Below are 22,324 nucleotides of genomic sequence, written 5' to 3'. Positions count from 1 at the left end.
ACACTATGCGCACACGTTTATCTTGCTTGGCCATCGCCGCCGCCCTGTTGGCCGGCGGCGCGCAGGCGGCCGAAGTGGGTTCCTACTACACCAGCTGGAGCGTGGGGAAGGGCTTCCGCCTCAAGCAGCTGGACCGCTCGGGCAGTGCGGCCGGATTCACCTATCTGGTGTATGCCTTTGAAAATGTCTACAAGATGCCCGATGGCGGTGTGCGCTGCGACAGCGGGCGTGACAGCGACGATATCGCCAACGGCATGAACGCCACGCTCGATTACGCGCGCCGCTTCACGGCGGATGAATCGGTCGACGGCAGCGCCGACAAGGTCGGCCAGCCGCTGGCGGGAAACTTCAACCAGCTGGCGCAGCTGAAAAAGCGCCATCCGAAGCTCAAGGTGCTGGTCGCGCTGGGCGGCGGCGAATGGTCGCACCAGTTCCCGGCCGGTGCGGCCACGCCGGCCCTGCGCAGCGCGCTGGTGTCGTCGTGTATCGACCTTTACCTGCGCGGCAACCTGCCAAAGCTGGACGGTCACGGCGGAGCCGGCGCCGCCGCCGGTGTGTTCGACGGCATCGATCTGGACTGGGAACATCCGGGACCGGACGACAAGGCCAACTTCACGCTGCTGCTGGAGGAGTTCCGCCGCCAGCTCGACGCGCTGGGCAAGACCAACGGCAAGCACTATCTGCTGACCGCCGCCGTCAACAGCACCGACGAGAAGATGCGCCACACCGATCCAGTCGCCTACAGCCGATCGCTGGACTGGATCAACCTGATGACCTACGATTTCCACGGCGCCTGGAGCAAGCAGGGGCCGACCGGCTTCCAGTCCAATCTGTATACCGATCCGGCCAGCGGCGACGCCAGCCCGCGCAGCGTGGAAGCTGGCGTCAAGCGATTCACCGCGGCCGGCGTGCCTGCTTCCAAAATCGTGGTCGGGGTGCCGTTCTACGCGCGCGGCTGGAGCGGTGTCGGCGCCGCCAACAACGGCCTGTATCAGCCGGCGACCGGTCCCGCGCAAGGCTTCGAGGACGGCGCGGAACAATATTCGACCATCGCGGCGCGCGGGCTGACCACCTTCTATCATCCCGTGACCAGGCAGCTGTGGACCTACGATAAAGGCACCTTCTGGACTTACGACGACCCGCGCGTGATCCGCGAGAAGGCGGACTATGTGCGCGCGCAAGGACTGCGCGGCCTGATGTCATGGTCGCTTGACCAGGACGACGCCGCCTTCTCGCTGTCACGCGCGATGCAGGCAGTGCGCAAGTGAAGTTACGTCGCGCGGCCGCCGGCGTGTGCATCGCCGCCGCCGTCGCGACGGTAGCCGTCACCTTTGGCACGCGCGCCGCGCCGGCCGGTCTGCCCGCTCGCGTCCTGGCCGGCTACTACCCCGGCTGGCACGAGGCGCCGCCGCGCGTGCGCGATATCGATCCCCACTATGGCCTGCTGTACCTGTTCGCCGCGCGGCCGGTGGGCGGGCCGCCCGGCACCACCGGCGCCGTCTACTGGAAAGCGCCGGCCGACGGCCGTGGCGCCGCCTCGCACTTCAGCGACGACCTGCGGTTTGCGCGCAAGGTACAAGGCCGCAAGATCATCCTGTCCGTGGGCGGCGATGGCAACGGCATGAGCTTTCCCGACCGCGCCAAGTCGCGCGCCTTCGTTGCCAGCATCGCGGAGCTATACCGCCAGTTCGGCGGCATCGATGGACTGGACTGGAATACCTTTCAGGCCAACCAGCGTCCCGACACCGCCGAAATGATCTGGATCAGCCTTGAACTCAAGCGCATGTACCCGGGCTTTATCGTCAGCGCGCCGCCGGCGCCGTGGAGCGCCATCGACCAGCGCTTCTGCCGCGACATGCTGACCGCCGGCGCGCTCGATTACTGCGCGCCGCAGTACTACGACGGCCCCAATCTGGCCGATCCGGCCTACGTGATCGCCAGCGTCGACCAGTGGGTCAAGCTGCTCGGCGCCGCCCACGTGGTGGTCGGCTTCGGCATCAACAACGCTCCCAATTTCATGAGCGAGACCCAGGCCGCCGCCACCTGGCGCGAAGTGCGGCGCCGCCACCCCGATCTGCGCGGCGCCTTCAATTGGGAAGTGGCGACCGACGAGCGCCAGGGCTGGCCTTTCGCCCGCAAGATCGGACCGATGGTGCTGCGTCGCGCCGCCGATTTCTAGTTGATTCGGCTTCCATGTTGCAAGGGCGGCACAAGATCTCTGTAATGAATTGTAAGGTTTTGCATGAATTTTTTAGCAAGGCCGGCGTCGGCGGGGCCGGGGCCGATCAGCGCGTAAAGAAGTGTAAGATCGGCGCCTGCCGATTCAATGAATAACCAATGTATTCAAAGGCTTACGATCTTTATTTTGGCTCGCCGGGGTGGTTTGCGCGGGCGCGGATCGGGGTGTTAGTGTTGAAACACGGCTGCAGATGAACGCAAGAATAAACCGCCACGCCGTAGCGAGGCAGATAGCTAAGCGCACATAACCAAGCGGTTGGGATTTCAATCGAGATGACGGCAAGTCCGTCACGCCAACAAGAGGAAAGAGCATGTTTGATTTGAATCGCAGGAAGACCCTGATCAGCTCTGCAGTCACCGGTGCGCTGGCCGTGCTGGCGGTACCCGCACTGGGCCAGGAGGCGGCCACCACGCCCAAGTCCTCCGACACCATTCAGGAGGTGATGGTCACCGCCACGCGCTACAGCACGTCGCTGCTGAAAACGCCCGTCGCGGTCACGGCCGTCACGCAGGAAGACCTGACCCGCCAGGGCGCGGTCAACGTCAAGTCGCTGTCCGGCGAAATGCCCAACCTGCAGCTGGGCGGCGCCGTCGACGGCAGCTCGGGCGTGCAGATCGCGATACGCGGCGTGTCCAATTCCGACTTCACCGAGATCGGCAACCCGGCGGTGGGCCTGCACGTGGCCGGTATTTATTCGCCCCGTCCCCAGGGCGCGCTGGCGTTGCTGTTCGACCTGGACCGGCTGGAGATCCTGCGCGGTCCGCAAGGCACGCTGTTTGGCCGCAACTCGACCGGCGGCAGCATCAACATCATTCCGAACAAGCCGGTGATCGGCAGCAAGGAGGGGAGTGTCGAACTCGATATCGGCAACTACAACCAACGCCAGCTCAACGTGGTGCAGAACATCCCGGTGTCCGACGACATCGCGCTGCGCTTCACCGCCATGGGCGTCAAGCGCGACGGCTGGATCAACCAGACGCAGGACAAGTACGACGTCAACATGCCTTCGAAGGGCTTCCCGGCCGACGGCATTCCGGACACCGACCAGCGCCGCAACCACCCGGTGTCCAAGAGCGACTACTACACCAACCGCGACCAGTGGGCCGCCCGCCTGTCCGGCCTGTGGAAGGTCAACAAGGACCTGCAATGGCTGGTCTCCTACGAGAACTATCAGAACAACGATGCCGGCGACCTGGCGCTCAAGGATTGCGCGCAGGCGGCCGGCACGCCTTACGCCTGCAAGGGCGGCAAGTACGACGTGTCGATCAACGTGCCGGGCATCACCGACATGTCGATCCGCACGCTGCGTTCCAACATCGTGTGGAACCTGAACAAGCAGACGGACATCGAGTACAGCTACGCGCACGCGGTGCAGCGCCGCTTCCAACAGCAGGATACCGACGCCGGCTACCAGAACATCGAGGCCGACGTCGACGCCACGGCGGCCGCCGGCGGCGACCACTGGCCGGTGGTGGACGCCGCCACCTACACGATGGGATCGAAGTTCGCCTCCGACGTCCACGAACTGCAGCTGCGCCAGAACTTCGGTTCGCTGCGCTACGTGGCCGGCTTGTTCTACATGAAGGAGAAGAACAACATCGACTTCGGCCAGGACTACCTGAACCAGGGACCGAACGGCTACCCGTACTCCAACTTCTACCACCAGCCCGACCGCCAATCCGAATCGAAAGCGGTGTTCGCGCAGTCGGACTGGCAGTTCGCGCCGACGTGGAACTTCACCGCCGGCGTCCGCATGAGCAAGGACAAGCGCGCCGACAATAACGGCCAGTTCTGGGAATCGTACGGCAAGGACTACTTCAACGGCATGCTCGATCCGGGCGGTCCCGGCACGCCGGGCTACACCGGCGTCAATTCGGGCCTGCTCAAGCCGGGCATGGGCGCTTATTACGGCAGCGGCGTGTTCCCGGCGGCGTCGGCCATCAGCAACCACGAGGAATCGTGGAGCAAGACCACCGGCCGCCTGGGCCTGACCTGGCAGATCGATCCGCGCAACATGGTGTACACCTCGCTATCGACCGGCTACAAGGCCGGCGGCTTCAACGACCGCTTCAATCTGTGCGGCACGGAGCTCGACGCCAACGGCAAACCTTACGATTGCGCCTCCGGCCCGCCGGGACCGCAGTACTCCTTCCTGCCGTACCGGCCGGAGACGGTCTCCAACCTGGAATTCGGCTACAAGGGCAAGCTGCTCGACGACCGCCTGACCCTGTCGGCCACGGTGTTCTACAGCCGTTACAAGGACATGCAGTCGACCGGCCAGCACACCGTGGGCCGCAGCAAGCGCACCTGCGACGCCGACCATCCGGCCTGCGACGCCGTCATCAGCTGGTATTCGACGCAGAACATCGGCCGCGCCAACATCAAGGGCCTGGAGCTGGAGGGGCAATACCGGCCGTGGCGCGACGCCCGCATCAGCTACTCGGCCTCGCTGCTGAGCGCGAAGATCGCCGACTACCCGACCTACAGCGACGATATCGGTTGCGACGCCCGCGCCGCGCAAGGTGTCACGCCGTGCCCGGACTACTACAGCGGCACCGATCCATCTCTGGCGCAACTGCGTCCGTACAACGTGGTCGGCAACCATCTGCCGTATTCCCCGCCGAGGACGATGGCGCTGAGCTTCTCGCAGGACTTCTACTTCAACGATGGCTGGTCGTTGTCGCCGTGGGTCCAGTGGCGCTGGCAGGACAAGATGTATTTCTCGCTGCGTAACCTCGATACGCCGCACCTGTCCGATGGCCAGAAAGCCTACAGCCAGGTCGACGCCGCGCTGCGTCTGAGCGCGCCGGGCGGCTCGAAGTTCCCGTGGCACGCCGAGCTCTATGTGCGCAATGTGGGCGACGTGCGCGCCAAGACATGGGGCGGCATCGGCGGCCCGCAGGCGACGTTCACCGTGGCGTCGTACAACGATCCGCGCATGTTCGGCATCCGCGTCGGCACCGAATGGTAATCGCCGCCGGCTTCTGATTCACCCCGTGGTAAAGCAGCAAACGGCGGTCCGTGTGCGGACCGCCGGGGCGGACTACGCCCGGTCGTTCCCGAAATCCCATCCAACCAGGAGACTTTCCGTGATCGCTATCCAATTTGTTCCGACCCGCCTGCGCGCGCTCGCCGCATCCGTCGCGCTGGCCGCCGCCACCTTCGGCGGCGACGCTTCGGCCGCCTTCGTGCTGGCCTACACCGACGGCCAGGTGGCGCAGTCGTACACCAACCTGCAGGCTTATTACGGCAGCCTGTCGGCCGTCGGCCTGGGTTCGTCCTACGCCATGCTGGCCAATGGCGCCATCGACAGCAGCGGCCTGACCGCCACCACCAACAGCATCATCGCTTTCGCCAAAAGCAAAAACCTGCCGCTGTATCCGACCGTCTCCGATTACAGCAATTCCTATGGCGGCTTCGATCCGGCCGTCAGCAATGGCTTGCTGGCCAGCGCCGCCAGCCGTTCGACTGCCGTCACCAATCTGGTCAACCTGGCGGTGAACAACGGCTTCGCCGGCATCGACATCGACCTCGAGGCCGTGCAGCCGGGGATGAAGACGCAGATGACGGCGTTCATCCAGGCGCTGTCGACGGCGCTGCACAACCAGAACAAAAAGCTGATCATCAGCATTCCGCCGATGAGCGGCGACGGCCAGCCGGAGTACCTGGCCGGCTACGACTACGCCGCCATCGGCGCGGCGGTCGACTACTTCCAGCTGATGACGTACGACGAAGTCGGTCCGGGCTGGTCGTCTTCCCCCTCTGCGACCTGGCCGGGGCCGGAGGCGGGCCTGGACTGGATGAAGTCCAAGCTGGCGTACGCGGTGTCGCGGGTGCCGGCGGCCAAGGTGCTGCATGGCCTGCCGACCTACGGCTACGACTACAGCACCAAGAACATGGTGTACTGGAAGGGCACCAACGGCGTGTCCGGCTACAACGACGTCATCGCCGCGCACGGCGCCGTCAAGTACCGCGACACCGCCTCGGCCACGCCATATGCCACCTGGGGCACCGTGGTCCAGCAGCCGGACGGCACGGAGTGGACCACCTCCAATAAGCAGCCGGTGCTCTGGTACGACGACGCGCAGAGCATCACCGCCAAGGCGGCGCTGGTGAACACCTACGCGCTGGGCGGCGCCAGCGTCTGGGCCATGGGCTACGAGGACGGCACGTTCTGGAACGCGGTCGCCGCCGGCCTGGGTGGCGGCGGCACAACAGACGGCAACATCGCCACCAGCGGCACCGGTTACGTGTGGACGGCTAATACCACTTCCACCGCCAATACCAATAAAGCGGCGGCGACGGCGGTCAACGACGGCAATACCAGCACCAGCCTGACGCTCAACGGCGCGGGGGAAGGCGGAAACCAGCGCTGGCAGGCGGCCGGCGTGACCTGGGCGGCGGGCAAGACCATTTCATCGGCGAAGTTCCTCAACGGCGCCATCGACACCTATGGCAACGGCTATTTCGAGGGCGGACTGAGTTTACAGTACACAACGAACGGGTCGACTTGGGTAGAATCGGGCTGGGCGGTGAGTCCTGCCTACCCGAACAGTTCCTCCGCCGGCGGCGCCACCTACACCTTCAGCGGCACCGGCATTAGCGGCGTGACCGGCGTGCGGGTGTCGGGACGGACCGGCGCCTCGTCGTGGAGCGGCTCGGTCAGGGAACTGCAGGTGCTGGGCCATTGATGTCTCTTTCCGAAGGTATGCCATGCGTTCGATGATCGCGCTTTTGCTGTCGGCGGGGCTGGGCTGGACCGCGCCATCCATGGCGCGGGATCTGTTCGTGGCCACGCCGCTGACGGCGGAGCGCGGTTTCACCGCCGGCATAGAGGGGCCGGCGGTGGACGCCGCCGGCAACGTCTACGCGGTCAATTTCCGCCGCCAGCAGGCGATCGGCATCGTCACGCCGCAGGGCGCGGCGCGCGAGTTCGCGCTGCTGCCCGGCGCCTCGGTGCCCAATGGCCTGCGGTTCGACCGCGACGGCACGCTGTATGTGGCCGACTACGTGGGCCATAACATTTTCCGCATCGCGCCGGGTACCACCATACCGGTGCTCCACGCGCACGACGAGCGGATGTCGCAGCCGAACGACCTGGCGATCTCCGCCGATGGCGTGCTGTATGCCAGCGATCCCGATTGGGAGCACAACACCGGCCGCGTGTGGCGCGTCGACCGGGACGGCAGGGTCACACTGGCGGCCGACGGCATGGGCACCGCCAACGGCATCGAGGTCAGCCCCGACGGCCGCACCTTATATGTCAACGAAAGCGTGCAGCGCAATATCTGGGCATTTTCCATCGCCGCCGACGGCACGCTGTCGAACAAGCGCTTGCTGCGCCGCTTCGACGATTACGGCATGGACGGCATGCGCGTCGATGTCGATGGCAATCTGTACGTGAGCCGCTTCGGCAAAGGCACGGTCGTCAAGCTGGCGCCCGACGGCGCGCTGCTGCGGGAGATCAAGCTGCCGGGCGACCGGCCCAGCAATCTATGCTTCGGCGGCCCGGATGGCCGCACCGTGTACGTGACCGAAGTCGAACACCAACGACTGCTGCAATTCCGCGTCGACCGCCCCGGCCTGGAGTGGCAGCGCATGCGGGGACGGCGGTGAAAATCCCGCGTACGCGTCGACGGCGCGCCGGCGGCATGTCGCTGGTCGAGCTGTTGGTGACCATGTTGATCCTGTCGTTGATGACGGTGCTGGGATGGCGCGCGCTGGACGGCATCCTGGCCTCGCGCGTGGCGCTGTCCGCGCAGCTCGACGCGATGCGTGGCCATCAGCTGGCCTTCGCGCAGCTGGAGGCCGATTGCGCTCAACTGGTGCGCAGCGCGGCGCTGGACGGGCAACCCACTTTGTCGGTGGCGCCGGGCCGCCTTGTGCTGCTGCGCGGCGTCGCCGGCGACGGCGGCGCCGACCGGATGCAGGTGGTCGTGTATCACGCCGACGGTGCCGGTCTGATGCGCGGCGCCTCGCCGGCCACGCGCGACCTCGATCAACTGCGCGCGGCCTGGAGCGCGGCGTTGCAAGGCGGCGCGCCGTCGGCGAGCGTGGCGCTGGACCCACGGGTGGCGGCCTTAGAACCGCGCGCCTGGAGCGGCGGCGCCTGGCAAGCTGGCGCCGAGGCGGCGGCCGGCCCGCGCCCGCGCACGCGCCGCGTCGTGCGGCCGCCAGCGACGGATGCCCTCGGGCTGCAGGTGGTCCTGCGTCCGGCCGACAGCGCCGGGACGCTGGTGCGCATGTTTATGCTGGGAGGCGGCTGATGCGCCGCGACGGCGGCAGGCGCCGGCGGCAGCGTGGCATCGCCATGGTGACGGCGTTGTTGATCGCCACGCTGGCGGTGACCGCGATCGCCGGCCTGTTCTGGCAGCAGCAGGTGCAGGTGCGAATGACGGAAAACCAGCGCTTGCAAGCGCAGGCGCGCTGGGTGTTGCGCGCAGGCCTGGACTGGAGCCGGCAAGTGCTGCGCGACGACGCCGGGCGCTCGCCCGAACTGACCACGCTCGATGGCGGCTGGAATACGGGGCCGGCGGAGATCCGGCTGGACGGCTACCTCGAACGCGAGGTGGCCCCGCAAGCCGCCCCCGATCCGGCGGAAGGGAAGACCAGCATCGCCAGCCGCATCGTCGACGCGCAATCGCGCTACAACCTCGCCAATCTGGCCAACGCCCGCACATTCAATCCGGTGGAAATCCGGATTTACGAGCGTCTGCTGACCGGGCTGAAGCTCGATCCGGCGCTGGCCATGCGCGCCGCGCAGGCGGTCGCCGCCGGCCAGCCGGGCGGGGAACCGGGGACACCCGGCAATCGCCAGGCGGCGCTCAAGCGCCTCGACGAGCTGGCCGGCGTGCCCGGTTATACCCCGCAGGTGCTGGCGGCGCTCGCCGCCTTCGTGATCCTGTTGCCGGCGCCGGCCGATCTCAATCTGGACACCGCGCCGCCGGAGTTGCTGGCGGCGGTCACGCGCTTGTCGCTGGCACAGGCGCGCGAACTGGCGCAACGCCGCCGCCAGGCCCACTTCCGCAGCATGGCCGAATTCAGCGCGGCGCTACCAGACAGCTCTGTGCTCAACGGCGTGCGCGTGGGCCTGCGCAGCGACTACTTTCTGGTCGAGAGCAAGATACGCCTCGAACGCGCCGAATTGGATACCGTTTCATTGCTTTACCGGCCGCGTGGAAGCGCGGCCGCCACTGAGCTGGTCTGGACCCGCGAGGAATAGCCGGACCCGCGTCTTAATTCCACGTTTGAGGTGCGTATGCGTTTACAAGTTGTCGCGTCATGTTTGTTGGGTTTAATGGGGGCCGCGCAGGCCCAGGAGATCGTGCCGCTACCCGCGCAGCTGCAGCGTAACGCCGGCGAGTTCGCGCTGACGTCCGCCACCCGCATCGTCGCCGACGGCGCGGCGCTGGCCGAAGCGCTGACGCTGCGCGACTATCTGCGTCCCGCCACCGGCTTCGAGCTGCCGGTCGGCTCCCGCGACGGCGCTAACGCCATCCGCCTCAAACTGGACAGGAAACAAAGCTCGCTGGGCAAGGAGGGCTATCGGCTGGCCAGCGACGCGCGCGGCGTGACCATCACCGCCGCCGAGCCGGCCGGCCTGTTCTACGGCGTGCAGACGCTGCGCCAGATGCTGCCGGCGGATATCTACCGCAACGCCCCCGTGCGGCGCGACTGGACGCTGCCGGCCGTCCGCATCGAAGACCAGCCCCGTTTCGGATGGCGCGGCAGCCATCTGGACACGGCGCGCCATTTCATGCCAAAGACCTTCGTGCTCAAACACCTCGAACTGCTAGCGCAAAACAAGATGAACGTGTTCCACTGGCACCTGACCGACGACCAGGGATGGCGCATCGAGATCAAGCGCTTCCCGCTGTTGACGCGGGTGGGCGGCTGGCGTAGCGAGACCCAACTGACGCCGCGCCCCGGCGACCCGCCCGGCCTGCGCTACGACGGCCAGCCGCACGGCGGCTACTACACGCAGGAGGATATCCGCGAAGTGGTGGCCTACGCGGCGGCGCGGCACATCACGGTGGTGCCGGAGATCGAGATGCCGGGCCACGCGCTGGCCGCGATCGCCGCCTATCCCGAGCTGGGCAACCAGCCGGACAAAAAGCCGGCGGTCGGGCGCGAATGGGGCGTGATCACGCAAGTGTTCAGCCCGGAGGAGGGCACCGTGCGCTTCCTGCAGCAGGTGATGGGCGAGGTGCTGACGCTGTTCCCGGGCCGCTACATCCACGTCGGCGGCGACGAGTGCCCGAAAATCGAATGGGCGCATTCGCCGGCCGCGCTGGCGCGCATGAAAACGCTGAAGCTGGTGTCCGCCGATACGACGCTGGAAGACATCCAGAACCACAAGGATGCGCAAGGCAAGCCGGCCGAGCATCCCGCCCTGCACCAGTTGCAAAGCTGGTTCATCGGCCAGATGGATGCCTATCTGGCCAAGCAGGGCCGCCGCCTGATCGGCTGGGACGAAATCCTGGAGGGCGGCCTGGCGCAAGGCGCCACCGTGATGAGCTGGCGTGGCGAGGAGGGTGGATTGAAAGCAGCCGCTGCGGGCCACGACGTGGTGATGACGCCGGAACGCGACACCTACCTCGATTACGCCCAGGTCGCCGCCGACACGCCGGGCTACCGCGAGCCGCCGGGCGCGCGCGCGGTCAACACCCTGGATCACGTCTACGCCTACGAGCCGCTGCCGGCCGGCATGCCGCCCGCGCTCGCTAAACACGTACTCGGCAGCCAGGCGCAGTTGTGGACCGAATACATGAAAGGACCGCGCGAGGTGGAATACATGGCCTGGCCGCGCCTGCTGGCGATGGCGGAGGTATTATGGACGCCGAAGTCGCTCAAGGACTACGGCAAATTCCAGCAGCGTCTGCCGTCGTCCTTGCAGCGCCTGGATGCGCAGGACGTCAACTACCGCACCGCCGACGGCCCGCGTTGGCCGCGTTGAGGGAATGATCGTGTCTTCACAAAAAAACTATCAGATGTTCCTGGCGGTGGTCAGCGGCCTTGCGGGGCTGCTGTACGGGATCGATATCGGCATCATCGATCCGGCCCTGCCTTACCTGAACCGCTCCACCAGCCTGTCCGAGAGCCAGCTGTCGCTGGTGGTGGCGGCGGTGTTGGCCGGTTCCGTGCTGGGATCGGTGGTGGCCGGCGCCCTGGCCGACTGGCTGGGGCGCAAACCGATGATGGTGATCAGCGCGCTGATGTTCGTCGGCAGCGTCGCGCTGATCTACCTGTCGCAGTCATTCATGCCGCTGATGCTGGGCCGCCTGCTGCAGGGCACGAGCGGCGGCGTGATCGCCGTCGTGGTGCCGCTGTACCTGGCCGAATGCCTGCCCGCCGCGCAGCGCGGGCGCGGCGTGGCCGTGTTCCAGTTCATGCTCACCGTCGGCATCGTGCTGGCCGCCTTTGTCGGCAACCACTACCTGGGCAACGCCGAGCTGGAGATACAGACGGCCGGCGCCGACCAGCAGCGCATCGTGGCCGCCGCCGACCATGCGTGGCGCAGCATGTTCCTCACCGTGCTGTATCCGGGCCTGCTGTTCTTCGTCGGCTGCTGCCTGCTGTCGGAATCGCCGCGCTGGCTGGTCCGGCGCGACCGGCCCGACCAAGCCAGGGCCGCGCTGGGGCGCCTGCTGCCGGCGGCCGAACGCGAGGCGGAATTCCATGAAATCAGCGCGGCGCTGGCGGCCGAACGCGCGCGGCCGAAGACTTCCACGTTGACGGCGGCGACCGAGATGCTGACCGAGCGCCGCTACGTGCTGCCGTTTATCCTCGCTTGCGTCATCCTCGGCTGCAACCAGGCCACCGGCATCAACTCGGTGCTGCAATTCATGTCGACCATCCTGCAAAAGGCCGGCCTCGATCCGGTGGCGGCGGCCGGCTATGGAACGGTTATCAAGATCCTCAACTCGGTGATGACGGTGGTGGCGATCGTGCTGGTGGAGCGCAAGGGCAGGGTATTCCTGCTCAAGCTGGGCACGGGCGGCATTATCGTGTCGCTATGCCTGTTGGCGTTGCTGTTCCACCGCTTCGAATCGCAGCGCGTCGACGTGCGGGCCGAGGTGGCTGCGCTGGTCAAGGACAACCGTCTCGATTTCAACCTGGCCGATGCCCCGTGGGGCGCGCAGGGCGCGGTGCAGCTCAGCATCCTGTACCAGTATGGCGACCGCCAGCAGGTCGCCGAGGCATACACGCCGACGACGGCGTCGCAGGCGGTGCTCAGGCGCGCGGCCGACGTGGTGCAGATGCTGCCGGCGGCGCAGCGGCCCCTGTTGGAACAGGCGCGGCTGGCCTGGAGCGGACGCGCGCCGGCGGCGGCGGAGGACGCGGCGCGGCAATTGATCGCGACGTTGCCGCAGGCGTCGAGGGAGGCGCTTGACGCCGCGCGGCGCGTGTACGCCGCCGAGCACGTGCAGGTGCGTGCGCTCGACGCGGGCGCCGCCGACGCGCCGTTGCAGATCCTGCGGGCCAGCGCCGGACCGACGCCGAGCCGCGAGACCGGCCTGCTGGCCGCCATGTGCATCGCCGGCTTCATCGCCTTCTTCTCGATCGGGCCGGGGGTGTGCGTGTGGCTGGCGCTGTCCGAGCTGATGCCGACGCGGATACGTTCGGTGGGCATGGGCGTGGCGCTGCTGATCAACCAGGGGACCGGAACGCTGATCGCCGGTGCTTTCCTGCCCATCGTCGGCAACTACGGCTTCCACGTGATGTTCCTGTTCTGGACCGCCTGCACGGTGGTGTACTTCGTGACCTCCGCCTTCTTCCTGCCCGAAACCAAGGGCAGGTCGCTGGAGGAGATCGAGCAGCTGTTCGCCCGACAGAAAGAGTGACGCCGGCCGTAAAGCCGCCGGCAGGGACAGAAGTCTAACTTCCGTTCCGATCGGCTGCGGGCGCGGGCGGCGCTTCAAGATCTGTTTTACATTCGATTGACCCGGAGACATTCTCCGTTTATTATCCGGAGACTGACTCCGTAACGCCAATGTGCCGAGCGAAGCGGTTTCCATCCACGAGCCGAAGAGAACCTAGCCATGATCCCGAATGCGCCCGAAGCGAAGGGGGAAATGCGCGCGGATGCGCGCCGAAATCGCGACAGCATCCTCAAGGCTGCCGAGCGGCGCTTTGCCGCTCATGGCGTGAACACCTCGCTCGACGAGATTGCCCGCGACGCGGGCGTCGGACCCGGGACGCTCTATCGCCATTTTCCTACGCGTGAACACCTGTTGTGCGAGGTGCTGCACGGGCGGCAGGAGGTCCTCCTCTGTCGGCGTGACGAAGCCTCGGCGATGCCATGCGCACAAAACGCGCTTTGCGCCTGGATGATAGCGTTGAGGGACTATTTCAGCTCGTTCAACGGTCTACCCAAACCGCTCATAGAAGCCATCGAAGCCCAGGCATCGCCGCTGGCGGTCACCTGCCGTGCACTCGTTGTCATCACCGGAGAGTTTCTCGCGCGCGCCCAGGCCGAAGGTGCGGCCAGGGAGTCGGTTTCGGCACCCGCGCTGTTTCTGAGTGCTGTGGGCTCGGCCTTCATCCAAGACGAGGCAGGCAAATATGGCACCACCCCGGAGCGGATCGCGGAGATCCTGGCCTTCGGCTACCTCACAGGCGGCGCGGCGACGGATACGGCCGATACGCCCAATTCAACTGGAAAAACTGGAGTACTTCATGACTGACAAGCCCATTCGCGTTGGATTCATCGGCCTGAATCCAGGCAGGCACTGGGCCGCCACGGCCCATATTCCGGCGCTGAAGGCCCTCGCAGACGAGTTTATTGTGGCGGGCGTCGCGAACACCAGCCTGGCCAGCGCCAGGAGCGCCGCCGATGCATTCGGACTGGCGCATGCGTTTGACAATGCGCAAGCCCTGGTCAATTCGCCCGAGATCGACCTTGTCGTCGTCACCGTCAAGGTGCCGCATCACCGAGAACTGGTGACCGCGGCACTGAACGCGGGCAAACACGTGTATTGCGAATGGCCGCTCGGCAACGGTCTCGCCGAGGCGCGGGAATTGGCCGATCTGGCCGAGGGGAAGGGCGTTGTCGCGGCGATCGGAACGCAGATGCGCGTCGCGCCGGAGGTCGAGTATCTCCGCCAACTGATCGCCGACGGCTATGTCGGCGAAGTGCTCTCGACGACGCTGGTGGGCAGTGGTGGCCCATGGGGCGGCGAAACCGATGCCGCCCACGCCTATCTTTATGAGAAGAGCAACGGAGCAACCCTGCTCACGATCCCCTTGGGGCACACGCTCGAAGGCATGCGCGAAGTGCTGGGCAGCTTCGGCGAGCTGTCCGCGCGCATGATCAACCGCCGCACCACCGTGCATGTGACCGATACGGGAGAGACGATACCCAAAACATCCCACGATCAAATCCTCGTACACGGCGCCCTCCAGGGCGGGGCCGCGTTCTCGATTCATTATCGCGGAGGCATGTCCCGGGGCACTAACCTGCTGTGGGAGATCAACGGCACCAAAGGCGATATCCAGGTGACGGGGGAGAGCGGCCATGGCCAGATCGTGCAATTGTCCATCCGGGGAGCCAATGGCGACACGAAAGAACTTGCCCGGTTGACGCCGCCCGCCTCGGCCTATAACGGCTGGCCGGACAACTCCGTCGCCCGCAATGTCGCCCGCGTCTACGCCTTGATCGCGCGGGATATCCGTTCCGGCACGCGTTCGGCGCCCAGCTTCCGCGACGCCGTTCGACTGCATGAAACGGTCGACGCGATCGAGCGTTCCGCGGCCAGGCACGCACCAACTTGACGGCGCCCTTGCCGCCGGACTTGCAGGTACGCGTATTCATCAATAGCCGGCGCCCCACGGCGCCGGATGATTACGTATCGTGATTTCCGCCCGGGTGGGGGCGAAAGTGAAAAACGCGACGGCTAAGGAGTGCCGTCGGCGGCCTGCACGTACGGCCCGATGACGACACCCACGAAGCCCTTGGCTTTTTGCGTGGACAGGAACGTCACGTCGACGTCTTTCTTGAGCGGCTTTACCTGGCCGCCGCTGCGGTAGCTATAGGCGGAACGGCCGCCGCGCATCTCCATGATCAGCTCGACGCGCTTGTCCGTGACCGGAGCGGATTCAAGCAAGGTTTCCTTGCCATCCTCGTATTTGTAGAGCGCAACAGTCCGACGGCCCGCCGCCTGTGTCACGCCCATGAACAGATAATTGGCGTCGTTCTGGATGGCGACCAGGCCGGCGCGGTCGCCGTCGCGCCGTGGCGTGTAGTCGACCACGGTCGACACGGTCGCGTCATGGTGCTGCTGGCGCCGGCCGATAAAGCCCGGCACGCCGTCAAGCTTGCCCAGCGGCTGGCCGGATTGCAGCACCAGTTCGCCCTTGTCGATCTTGTACAGCTGGCTGCGCGGCGTGCGCATGCCGATCCAGGCGGGGGAGAGCGGGCCGTTGAATTCGTCGACATAGCTGAAGTCGCCGTTCATCGGCAGCGCGGGCGCCGGCTGGGCAGGCAGCTTGGGCTTGGCCAGCGTGTAGGGCACCGCCTTGCCTTGTTCGAGGATCATCGGCCAGCCGTCTTTCCACGTCACCGGCAGCAGGAAGGTCTCGCGCCCGATATTGTAAAAATTGCCGGGGTAGGGGCGGGTGGCCAGGAAAACCGCCCACCAGTCGCCTTGCTGTGTCTGTACCAGTTTCGCGTGGCCGGTCGTCGTCACCGGATTGGCCCGGCCCGGATCGAGATCGCGCTGGGTCAGGATCGGGTTGGCCGGCCCGGGCACATACGGCCCCATGACGTCTTTGGAACGCAGGATCACTTCGGAGTGGTTGTCCCCGGTCCCGCCTTCGGCGCACATCAAGTAATAGTAGCCGTCCTTCTTCAGAAGGTGCGGGCCTTCGATCCAGATCGGATTTTTGGCGGGATTCACGCCGCTGTCGACCAGCACCTTGGGCGTGCCGATGCGCTGGAAGGTGACCGGGTCCAGCTCCGTGATCCAGATCGCGCGGTGGCCGTCGTAGCGCGGCGTGCCCACGGGCGCGTCGTTGTGGACCACGTAGGCCTTGTCGCCGTCCCAGAAAATCGACGGGTCGATACCGTTCAAGCCTTTGATGGTGACCGGTTTGGACCAGGGGCCGGACGGATGGTCGGCCGTGATAACGAAGTTGCCCATGCCGCCGGGGCAGCTGGAACAAGTGGTGATGATGTAATAGCGCCCGTTATGGAACGAGATGTCCGGCGCGTAGATGCCCTGCGAACCGCGCACGCCGGTGAAGTCGACCTGCTCGGGGCGGTCCAGCGCGTTGCCGATCTGCGTCCACGTGACCATATCTCTCGAATGCATGATCGGCAGTCCGGGGAAATTGGTGAACGAGGAATTGACGATGTAGTAATCGTCACCCACGCGGGTGATCGACGGGTCGGGGAAATACCCCGACAGGATGGGGTTGAGGAATTCGCCGGCGCGCGGCTTGGCCTGCTCCTGCGTCTTGCCGGTATAGCTGAAGCGCTCGAAGCGGGCGCTCGCGGCGGTGTCGGCGGCGTGCGCCGACACCGCGCACAGTGCCGCGACAAGTAAGATTTTCTGTTTCATGTATCAACCCTAAAAGTGCGGCACCGGCTGTCTTAGAACTTCATGCGCAGACCAAGCGCGAAGGTGCGGCCCGGATCGTATTGCGACATCGTGGCGTTCGGGAACTGGAAGTATCCGCGACGCTTGGCCTTGTTCAGGTTGACGATGTCGAAGGTGATCATCGGTAGTCCCTCGCGGTCGAACACCTGGTCGAGCTCGATGCTCGACGAGAAGTCCCACTGCTTGTAGGTGTCGCTGAACAGCGCCGCCTGGGTGATGCCGCTCTGGTTCGCCGTCGCCACCTGGCTGCCCTGCGAGTAGGTGTGCATGAAGCGCGCCATATAACCGTGGTTCTCGTAGTAGACGCCGAAGTTGTTGGTCTTCTTCGGCACGCCCAGCGCGATGAAACCTTTCGAGCCTTCGCCGCTGGCCTTCTGGTTGATCAGGGTCAGCGTTTCGTTGAAGCCGAAGCCCTTGACCGGCAGCCACTTGTCGAGCGGCTGGACCCAGCCCACTTCCAGGCCGCGGATGCGCAGGATGCCCTCGGCGTTGCGTGGACGGGTCATCACGACGGTGGCCACGTCCGGGCCGCCGCGCGAATCGATCGCCAGCTGCTGGGTCGGAATCAGGGTGCCGTAGTTGATGCCGTACTGCGCCAGCGCGGAGAACGGCAGGGTGACGTTCTCGTCGACGGTGAAGCCGTTGACGCGCTTCTGGAAGCCGGTCACCGATACATAACCTTCGCGGCCGGTGTACCAGTCGATGCCCAGGTCGATGTTATCCGACAGGTAAGGCTTCAGGTTCGGATTGCCCTGGGTGCCCGTATCCGCCGAGACGCCGGAGAAGTTGACGCCCGGACGCAGCGAGTTTGGATTGACGCGCGTCATGCTGCGCGACAGGGCGGCGCGCACCACCACGTCCTTCATCACGTCGACGGCCAGGGTGCCGGACGGCAAGGTGTTGCTGTACTCGGAATCCTGGTAGACCCACGAATCGATGTTCGGATACTTGCTGCCGTTGAGCGGCAAGGTGGCGTTGCGCGGATCGCTGAACGAATTGCGCGAACCGACCTGCTGTTGGGTACGGACGTAGCGCACGCCGACGTTCCAGCGGGTGTTGAAGCCGGCCGGCGCCAATTCGCCGCTCGCCTCCAGGTAGACCGCCTTCGACTTCTCGCGGATGTAGCCGGCGCTGGCGCCGGTCGACGAGGCGCCGGTGTCCGGCGCGCTGCTGTTGAAGTAGTCGTAGTTGGAATCCTTGCGGAAGCGATCCCAGTCCAGCGCCAGGTTGCCGTACGGGCCAGGCGACAGATAGCTCGGCAGCGCCGCATTGGTGATCAGCGAACCCTGGTAGGTCAGCGGAGCGGTCTGGCCGGCCGTGTAGCCGGTGCCGTAGCCTGGATACAGGCCGGCGGCGCTGGCGCCCGGGGTGCTGGCGCCGTTGCATGGCGGCGCGCCGTTCGGGCCTTGCAGGAACACGGTCGGATTGTTGCCGCAGACGGCGGCCTGCCAGGCGGCGGAATTATCCTGGCCGCGGATGGTGCGGTCGATATCATCCCAGGCGAAACCGCCCTTGATCAGCAGTTTTTTGTCGCCCCAGGCCAGGTTGGTGTGGAAGCCCTTGGTTTCGGTCTCGCGCAACTCGTTCTGGACGTTGACGCGGCCGCCGACCCACTGGTAATTGGCCGGGTTGTTCAGGTCCATATTGGACACGATGGACGGCACGCCGCCGTTGTTGGCGTAGGTGATCGTGTTGCCGCTGTTGGGCGCGGTGATCGGCATGACCGTCGGCGCCTCGTGCGTGAAGCGGCTGCGGTTCCAGTTACCGGCGACGTCGAGCGACAGCTTCGGCGTGATTTTCCATTCCATGCCGGGGTTGATGCCCAGCAGGTCGACCTTGTCGCGGCGCGGGCCGAACTCGATGAAGTTGAGCGCGTTGGCGAAGGTACCGGAGGTCACCGTGCAGCCGTTGGTGCAATCGGTTTTGTCGACCGTCATGTTCAGCGGAATGGCGCCATTGTTACGCACGGCCCACGTGTAGCCGTTACGCGTCATGTCGTCGTCCTTCTTGCTGTACATGGTGTCCAGGTAGAAGTGCAGGTCCTGCGTCGGACGGTACTCGGCGGCGAACACGCCGGAGATCTTGTCCTTGGTGCCGTAGTACTCCATGGTGCGGCCCAGGCGCGGAATGATTGCGTTGTCAATCTGCCCGATGGTCAGGCCGGGATTGTTCGCCAGCAGGAACGCCTCGTTGATCGGCGTACCCGCCACCAGGCCGTTGCCGGCGCCGGCCGGCACGGTGGCCGGAATGGTCCAGTTGCCGCCGCCGGTGTTGTTGCGGGTCGGCGAGCTGCTCTGCGACGCGGTCAGGTTGGGATTGGTCCAGCCCACGGTCTCGAAACCGGTGGTGCGGGCCTGCTGGCGCGAGAACGAGATGCCGCCCAGGATACCGAACTTGCCGTCCCAGGTATTGCTGGCCATGATGTTGCCGCGCATGCCGGCCTTGTCGGCGATCTGCTGCTTGGTGCCGGTCAGGCCCATGGACAGCTGCTTGCCTTCCTTGTCGAACGGGCGCGCGCTGCGCAGGTTGACGACGCCGGCGGCGCCGCCCTCGATCTGGCCGGCGGTCGGGCTCTTGCTGACGGTCAGCTTGGTGAACAGGTCGGTCGGCAGCAGATCCAGGTCGACTTCGCGGTTGGTGTTGGCGCCGTCGATCGGGCCGGACGAGGCCACGGCGATCGGGGAATTGTTCAGCAGAATCTTGGTGAACGACGAGCCCAGGCCACGGATCTGGATGGTCATGCCCTCGCCGGTGACGTCGCGCGACACGCCGACGCCGGGAACGCGGCTGAGCGACTCGGCCAGGTTCTTGTCGGGGAACTTGCCGAAATCCTCGGCGTTGATCGAATCCTGGAAGCCGACGGCCTCCTTCTTGTCGCGTGCGGACGACAGCAAGCTGTTGCGGTAACCGGTGACTTGGACGCTGGTGATCGGCGCCTCCGCAGTGGTGGCGCTGGTGGTATCGGCGGGGGTGGCGGGGGCGGTTTGCTGGGCGTAGGCCTGGGCGATCATGCTGGCCATGACGGTCAGCCCAAGCGCCGCGCGCCGGCTGGCGGTCGTACGTTGATTCATTGCGGTCTCCTGTTTTTTATCGGTACTGGCGTGCTTTTCCTGTTTTTTTTCAGCACGACAACGCCAAGTCTAGGAGGCGGCTTGAGCAAAGTCAACAACTTCAAACAAAATTTGATAAGCGCAACCATTTTGAACAACACAAGGCATGGCGGGGCGCGGGTCTATGTTATGCGGTACGGAAACGAAGTGTGAAGCGCGGCGTGATAAGCGTAACCATTTCCCGCGCACAAACGCCGGGGTCAAGTCTGTCATTCGGACAGGAGCTGGACAGTAGGGCGTTCTACGGTCCAACCCGTGTCCGAATGACAGACTTGACCCCCACCGGGGGGGCGAATGTGGGACTTGCCCCGATGAGGGAGCGGTGTGGCTCAGGTCGTGGCGCGCGGGCGCTGGCGGTGGAAGACCAGCGGGCTGTACGGAATGTTCGACGGAGGAGGGGACTTCAGGATGCCCGGCTTCATGGCGCCGACGACATGCATCTCGCAGGGTTTGCAGTCGAAACGCAGGGTGTAGGTGTGGTCGCCGCTGACCAGGGTCATCGGCTCGGCGCGGACCTGGCCCTGCACGCCTTGTACGCCCTTGGCTTGCTTGGGGCACAGGTTGAACGAGAAGCGCAGGCAGTGCTTGGTGATCATCAGCGGCACTTCGCCCGGTTCCTCGTGCGATTCGTAGGCGGCGGCCACCAGCTTTACGCCATGCTTGTGGTAGAACGCGCGCGCCTTCTCGTTGTAGACGTTGGCCAGGTAGCTGAGCTGGGTGTCGGGATAGACCGCCGGCGGTTCGGCCGGCGGCTTGCGCGTCGGACGGTCCCACGCGGCCAGGCGCGCCGCTTCGTGCGCTTCGATGGCGTCGCGGCGCAGCGCGTTGATCGCGGCCGCCGGCACGAACCAGGGCTTGGACAGGTTCAGCTGCACGCTCGCGGCCGAGAACATCGTGCCGCCCAGCTTGCCCAGGCTGGCGCGCAGCGAGGCTTCCGCCTGCTCGGCTTGCTGTGCGGGCTGGAAGGCGATGGCGGCGTCGGTCTCGCTGACGATGCCGTCCTCGTCGCGCAGGGCCAGGCGCAGGCCGTCATCATGTTCGCTCAAGGACAGGTGGAGGTCGACCTTGCGTTCGGACGATTTCTTGCTCAGCGTGCCTTCCCAGTGGTGGTCGCGGTTGCGCAGGATCGAGGCGCCGACTTTAAATCCGGTCAGCAGGCCGATCGTCTCGTTCGGGAACACGCGCCACTGTTCGCCATCCGCACTGGCGCCGATTTTCTTCACCGTGTTGGCCTGGATGCCGAACGACTCGCGCTTGTACATGTAATTCAGGCCGTCGCCATTGGCCATGGGCGCGTTGGTGGTGATGTCGAAGTGGTCGGTGGCGATGCGGGTGACCGTGCCCAGTTCCACGCCGACGTATTTCGGGCTGTCGAAGGCGCCGATTTCTTCCCCCTCGCGGCCGTGGGCGAAGTATTCCGTGTGGCCGCGGTGGAAGGTCTTGTCCACGTCCGGCGTGAACAGGATGTCCGTACGGCCGCTGGCGGCGCGCGTGAATTCCGTGCGCCGCTCCAGGATCTCGTCCAGCAGCAGGCGGTAGTGGGCCGTGATGTTCTTCACGTAGCCCATGTCCTTGTAGCGGCCTTCGATCTTGAACGAGCGGATGCCGGCGTCGACCAGCGCTTCCAGATTACGGCTTTGGTCGTTGTCCTTCATCGACAGCAGGTGTTTTTCGTACGCCACGACGCGGCCCTTGGTGTCGCTCAGCGTGTAGGGCAGGCGGCAAGCCTGCGAGCAGTCGCCGCGATTGGCGCTGCGGCCGGTGTCGGCGTGCGAAATGTAGCACTGGCCGGAATAGGCCACGCACAGCGCGCCGTGGATGAAGTATTCGAGCGGGGTATCCACCTCGGCGCGAATTTTGCGGATTTGCTCGATGGTCAGCTCGCGCGCCAGCACCAGTTGCGAGAAGCCGACGTCGCCGAGGAACCTGGCCTTTTCCATCGTGCGGATGTCGCACTGGGTGCTGGCGTGCAGCTGGATAGGCGGCAAATCCATCTCCAGCAGCCCCATGTCCTGCACAATCAGCGCGTCGACGCCGGCTTCGTACAGTTGCCAGATCTGTGCGCGGGCGGCGTCCAGCTCGGCGTCGTGCAGGATGGTGTTGAGGGTGACGAAGATGCGCGAACGGTAGCGGTGCGCGAACGCCACTAGTTTGGAGATTTCCTCGATCGAATTGCTGGCGTTGTGGCGCGCGCCGAAGGCGGGGCCGCCGATATAGACGGCGTCGGCGCCATGCAAAATGGCTTCCCGGCCGATTTCAGCGGTTTTGGCGGGCGACAGCAGTTCGAGCTGATGGGCTAGCAAAGTCATGGCGTGATCCGTTGCGATGAAAGGGGGCATTATAGCGAAATCAGGGTGGTCGGAACCAGCGACGTC

Annotated in this window: 14 protein-coding genes; 11 read left to right on the top strand and 3 right to left on the bottom strand. The window is 65.6% G+C overall.

The features are described 5' to 3' along the window. Positions 1-5: 5 nt before the first annotated feature. The 11 genes from MRBLMU1_RS00565 to MRBLMU1_RS00515 all read left to right on the top strand — a co-directional run bounded on the left by MRBLMU1_RS00565 (position 6) and on the right by MRBLMU1_RS00515 (position 15,013). Positions 6-1,268 carry a glycoside hydrolase family 18 protein gene (locus MRBLMU1_RS00565; protein ID WP_363495436.1) on the top strand — a complete coding sequence of 421 codons (1,263 nt, stop codon included), beginning with the start codon at positions 6-8 and terminating at the stop codon, positions 1,266-1,268. Beyond that, positions 1,265-2,179, top strand: coding sequence for a glycoside hydrolase family 18 protein (locus tag MRBLMU1_RS00560; RefSeq protein ID WP_363495434.1), 915 nt, complete (start codon positions 1,265-1,267; stop codon positions 2,177-2,179). Before MRBLMU1_RS00565 ends, MRBLMU1_RS00560 begins: the two co-directional genes overlap by 4 nt. 370 nt (positions 2,180-2,549) lie before the next feature. Then, positions 2,550-5,210: a TonB-dependent receptor gene (locus MRBLMU1_RS00555; RefSeq protein WP_363495431.1), complete on the top strand. Its 2,661-nt coding sequence runs from the start codon at positions 2,550-2,552 to the stop codon at positions 5,208-5,210. 118 nt (positions 5,211-5,328) lie between these two features. Beyond that, positions 5,329-6,930 (top strand): glycosyl hydrolase family 18 protein, encoded by a 1,602-nt coding sequence (locus tag MRBLMU1_RS00550; protein ID WP_363495428.1) that lies wholly within the window; start codon positions 5,329-5,331, stop codon positions 6,928-6,930. Between the two features lie 22 nt (positions 6,931-6,952). Further along, complete coding sequence (locus MRBLMU1_RS00545; protein WP_363495425.1) at positions 6,953-7,855, top strand: SMP-30/gluconolactonase/LRE family protein; 903 nt, start codon at positions 6,953-6,955, stop codon at positions 7,853-7,855. Then, positions 7,852-8,505, top strand: coding sequence for a PulJ/GspJ family protein (locus tag MRBLMU1_RS00540; protein WP_363495422.1), 654 nt, complete (start codon positions 7,852-7,854; stop codon positions 8,503-8,505). Before MRBLMU1_RS00545 ends, MRBLMU1_RS00540 begins: the two co-directional genes overlap by 4 nt. Continuing rightward, complete coding sequence (gene gspK / locus MRBLMU1_RS00535) at positions 8,505-9,461, top strand: type II secretion system minor pseudopilin GspK (protein ID WP_363495419.1); 957 nt, start codon at positions 8,505-8,507, stop codon at positions 9,459-9,461. The genes MRBLMU1_RS00540 and gspK overlap by 1 nt, the downstream gene beginning before the upstream one ends. Before the next feature lie 36 nt (positions 9,462-9,497). Then, positions 9,498-11,195: a beta-N-acetylhexosaminidase gene (locus MRBLMU1_RS00530; protein ID WP_363495416.1), complete on the top strand. Its 1,698-nt coding sequence runs from the start codon at positions 9,498-9,500 to the stop codon at positions 11,193-11,195. 4 nt (positions 11,196-11,199) lie between these two features. Continuing rightward, positions 11,200-13,083 carry an MFS transporter gene (locus MRBLMU1_RS00525; RefSeq protein ID WP_414646014.1) on the top strand — a complete coding sequence of 628 codons (1,884 nt, stop codon included), beginning with the start codon at positions 11,200-11,202 and terminating at the stop codon, positions 13,081-13,083. Between the two features lie 198 nt (positions 13,084-13,281). Next, positions 13,282-13,926 carry a TetR/AcrR family transcriptional regulator gene (locus MRBLMU1_RS00520; RefSeq protein ID WP_363495410.1) on the top strand — a complete coding sequence of 215 codons (645 nt, stop codon included), beginning with the start codon at positions 13,282-13,284 and terminating at the stop codon, positions 13,924-13,926. Next, the gene (locus MRBLMU1_RS00515; RefSeq protein WP_363495407.1) at positions 13,919-15,013 is read left to right on the top strand and encodes a Gfo/Idh/MocA family protein; all 1,095 of its coding nucleotides are present in this window, start codon (positions 13,919-13,921) and stop codon (positions 15,011-15,013) included. Before MRBLMU1_RS00520 ends, MRBLMU1_RS00515 begins: the two co-directional genes overlap by 8 nt. Before the next feature lie 122 nt (positions 15,014-15,135). On the opposite strand, the gene MRBLMU1_RS00510 is transcribed toward MRBLMU1_RS00515, so the two are convergent. From MRBLMU1_RS00510 to MRBLMU1_RS00500, 3 genes are all read right to left on the bottom strand, one after another. Continuing rightward, entirely contained in the window at positions 15,136-16,800 is a 1,665-nt protein-coding gene (locus tag MRBLMU1_RS00510) for a glycoside hydrolase family 43 protein (protein ID WP_363495405.1), read from the bottom strand. 32 nt (positions 16,801-16,832) lie between these two features. Then, positions 16,833-19,910 (bottom strand): TonB-dependent receptor, encoded by a 3,078-nt coding sequence (locus tag MRBLMU1_RS00505; protein ID WP_363495402.1) that lies wholly within the window; start codon positions 19,908-19,910, stop codon positions 16,833-16,835. A gap of 368 nt (positions 19,911-20,278) precedes the next feature. Then, positions 20,279-22,258: a peptidase U32 family protein gene (locus MRBLMU1_RS00500; RefSeq protein ID WP_363495399.1), complete on the bottom strand. Its 1,980-nt coding sequence runs from the start codon at positions 22,256-22,258 to the stop codon at positions 20,279-20,281. Between the last annotated feature and the right edge of the window lie 66 nt (positions 22,259-22,324).

It is taken from the genome of Burkholderia sp. LMU1-1-1.1 (assembly GCF_040675865.1).
Lineage (GTDB): Bacteria > Pseudomonadota > Gammaproteobacteria > Burkholderiales > Burkholderiaceae_D > Rugamonas.
This window is presented reverse-complemented; position numbering and strand designations above follow the sequence as displayed.

Coding starts and splice junctions, on each gene's coding strand:
- MRBLMU1_RS00565 (WP_363495436.1), top strand. CDS start 6: ATGCGCACACGTTTATCTTGCTTGGCCATCGCCGCCGCCCTGTTGGCC.
- MRBLMU1_RS00555 (WP_363495431.1), top strand. CDS start 2,550: ATGTTTGATTTGAATCGCAGGAAGACCCTGATCAGCTCTGCAGTCACC.
- MRBLMU1_RS00545 (WP_363495425.1), top strand. CDS start 6,953: ATGCGTTCGATGATCGCGCTTTTGCTGTCGGCGGGGCTGGGCTGGACC.
- gspK (WP_363495419.1), top strand. CDS start 8,505: ATGCGCCGCGACGGCGGCAGGCGCCGGCGGCAGCGTGGCATCGCCATG.
- MRBLMU1_RS00530 (WP_363495416.1), top strand. CDS start 9,498: ATGCGTTTACAAGTTGTCGCGTCATGTTTGTTGGGTTTAATGGGGGCC.
- MRBLMU1_RS00525 (WP_414646014.1), top strand. CDS start 11,200: ATGATCGTGTCTTCACAAAAAAACTATCAGATGTTCCTGGCGGTGGTC.
- MRBLMU1_RS00520 (WP_363495410.1), top strand. CDS start 13,282: ATGATCCCGAATGCGCCCGAAGCGAAGGGGGAAATGCGCGCGGATGCG.
- MRBLMU1_RS00515 (WP_363495407.1), top strand. CDS start 13,919: ATGACTGACAAGCCCATTCGCGTTGGATTCATCGGCCTGAATCCAGGC.
- MRBLMU1_RS00510 (WP_363495405.1), bottom strand. CDS start 16,800: ATGAAACAGAAAATCTTACTTGTCGCGGCACTGTGCGCGGTGTCGGCG.
- MRBLMU1_RS00505 (WP_363495402.1), bottom strand. CDS start 19,910: ATGAATCAACGTACGACCGCCAGCCGGCGCGCGGCGCTTGGGCTGACC.
- MRBLMU1_RS00500 (WP_363495399.1), bottom strand. CDS start 22,258: ATGACTTTGCTAGCCCATCAGCTCGAACTGCTGTCGCCCGCCAAAACC.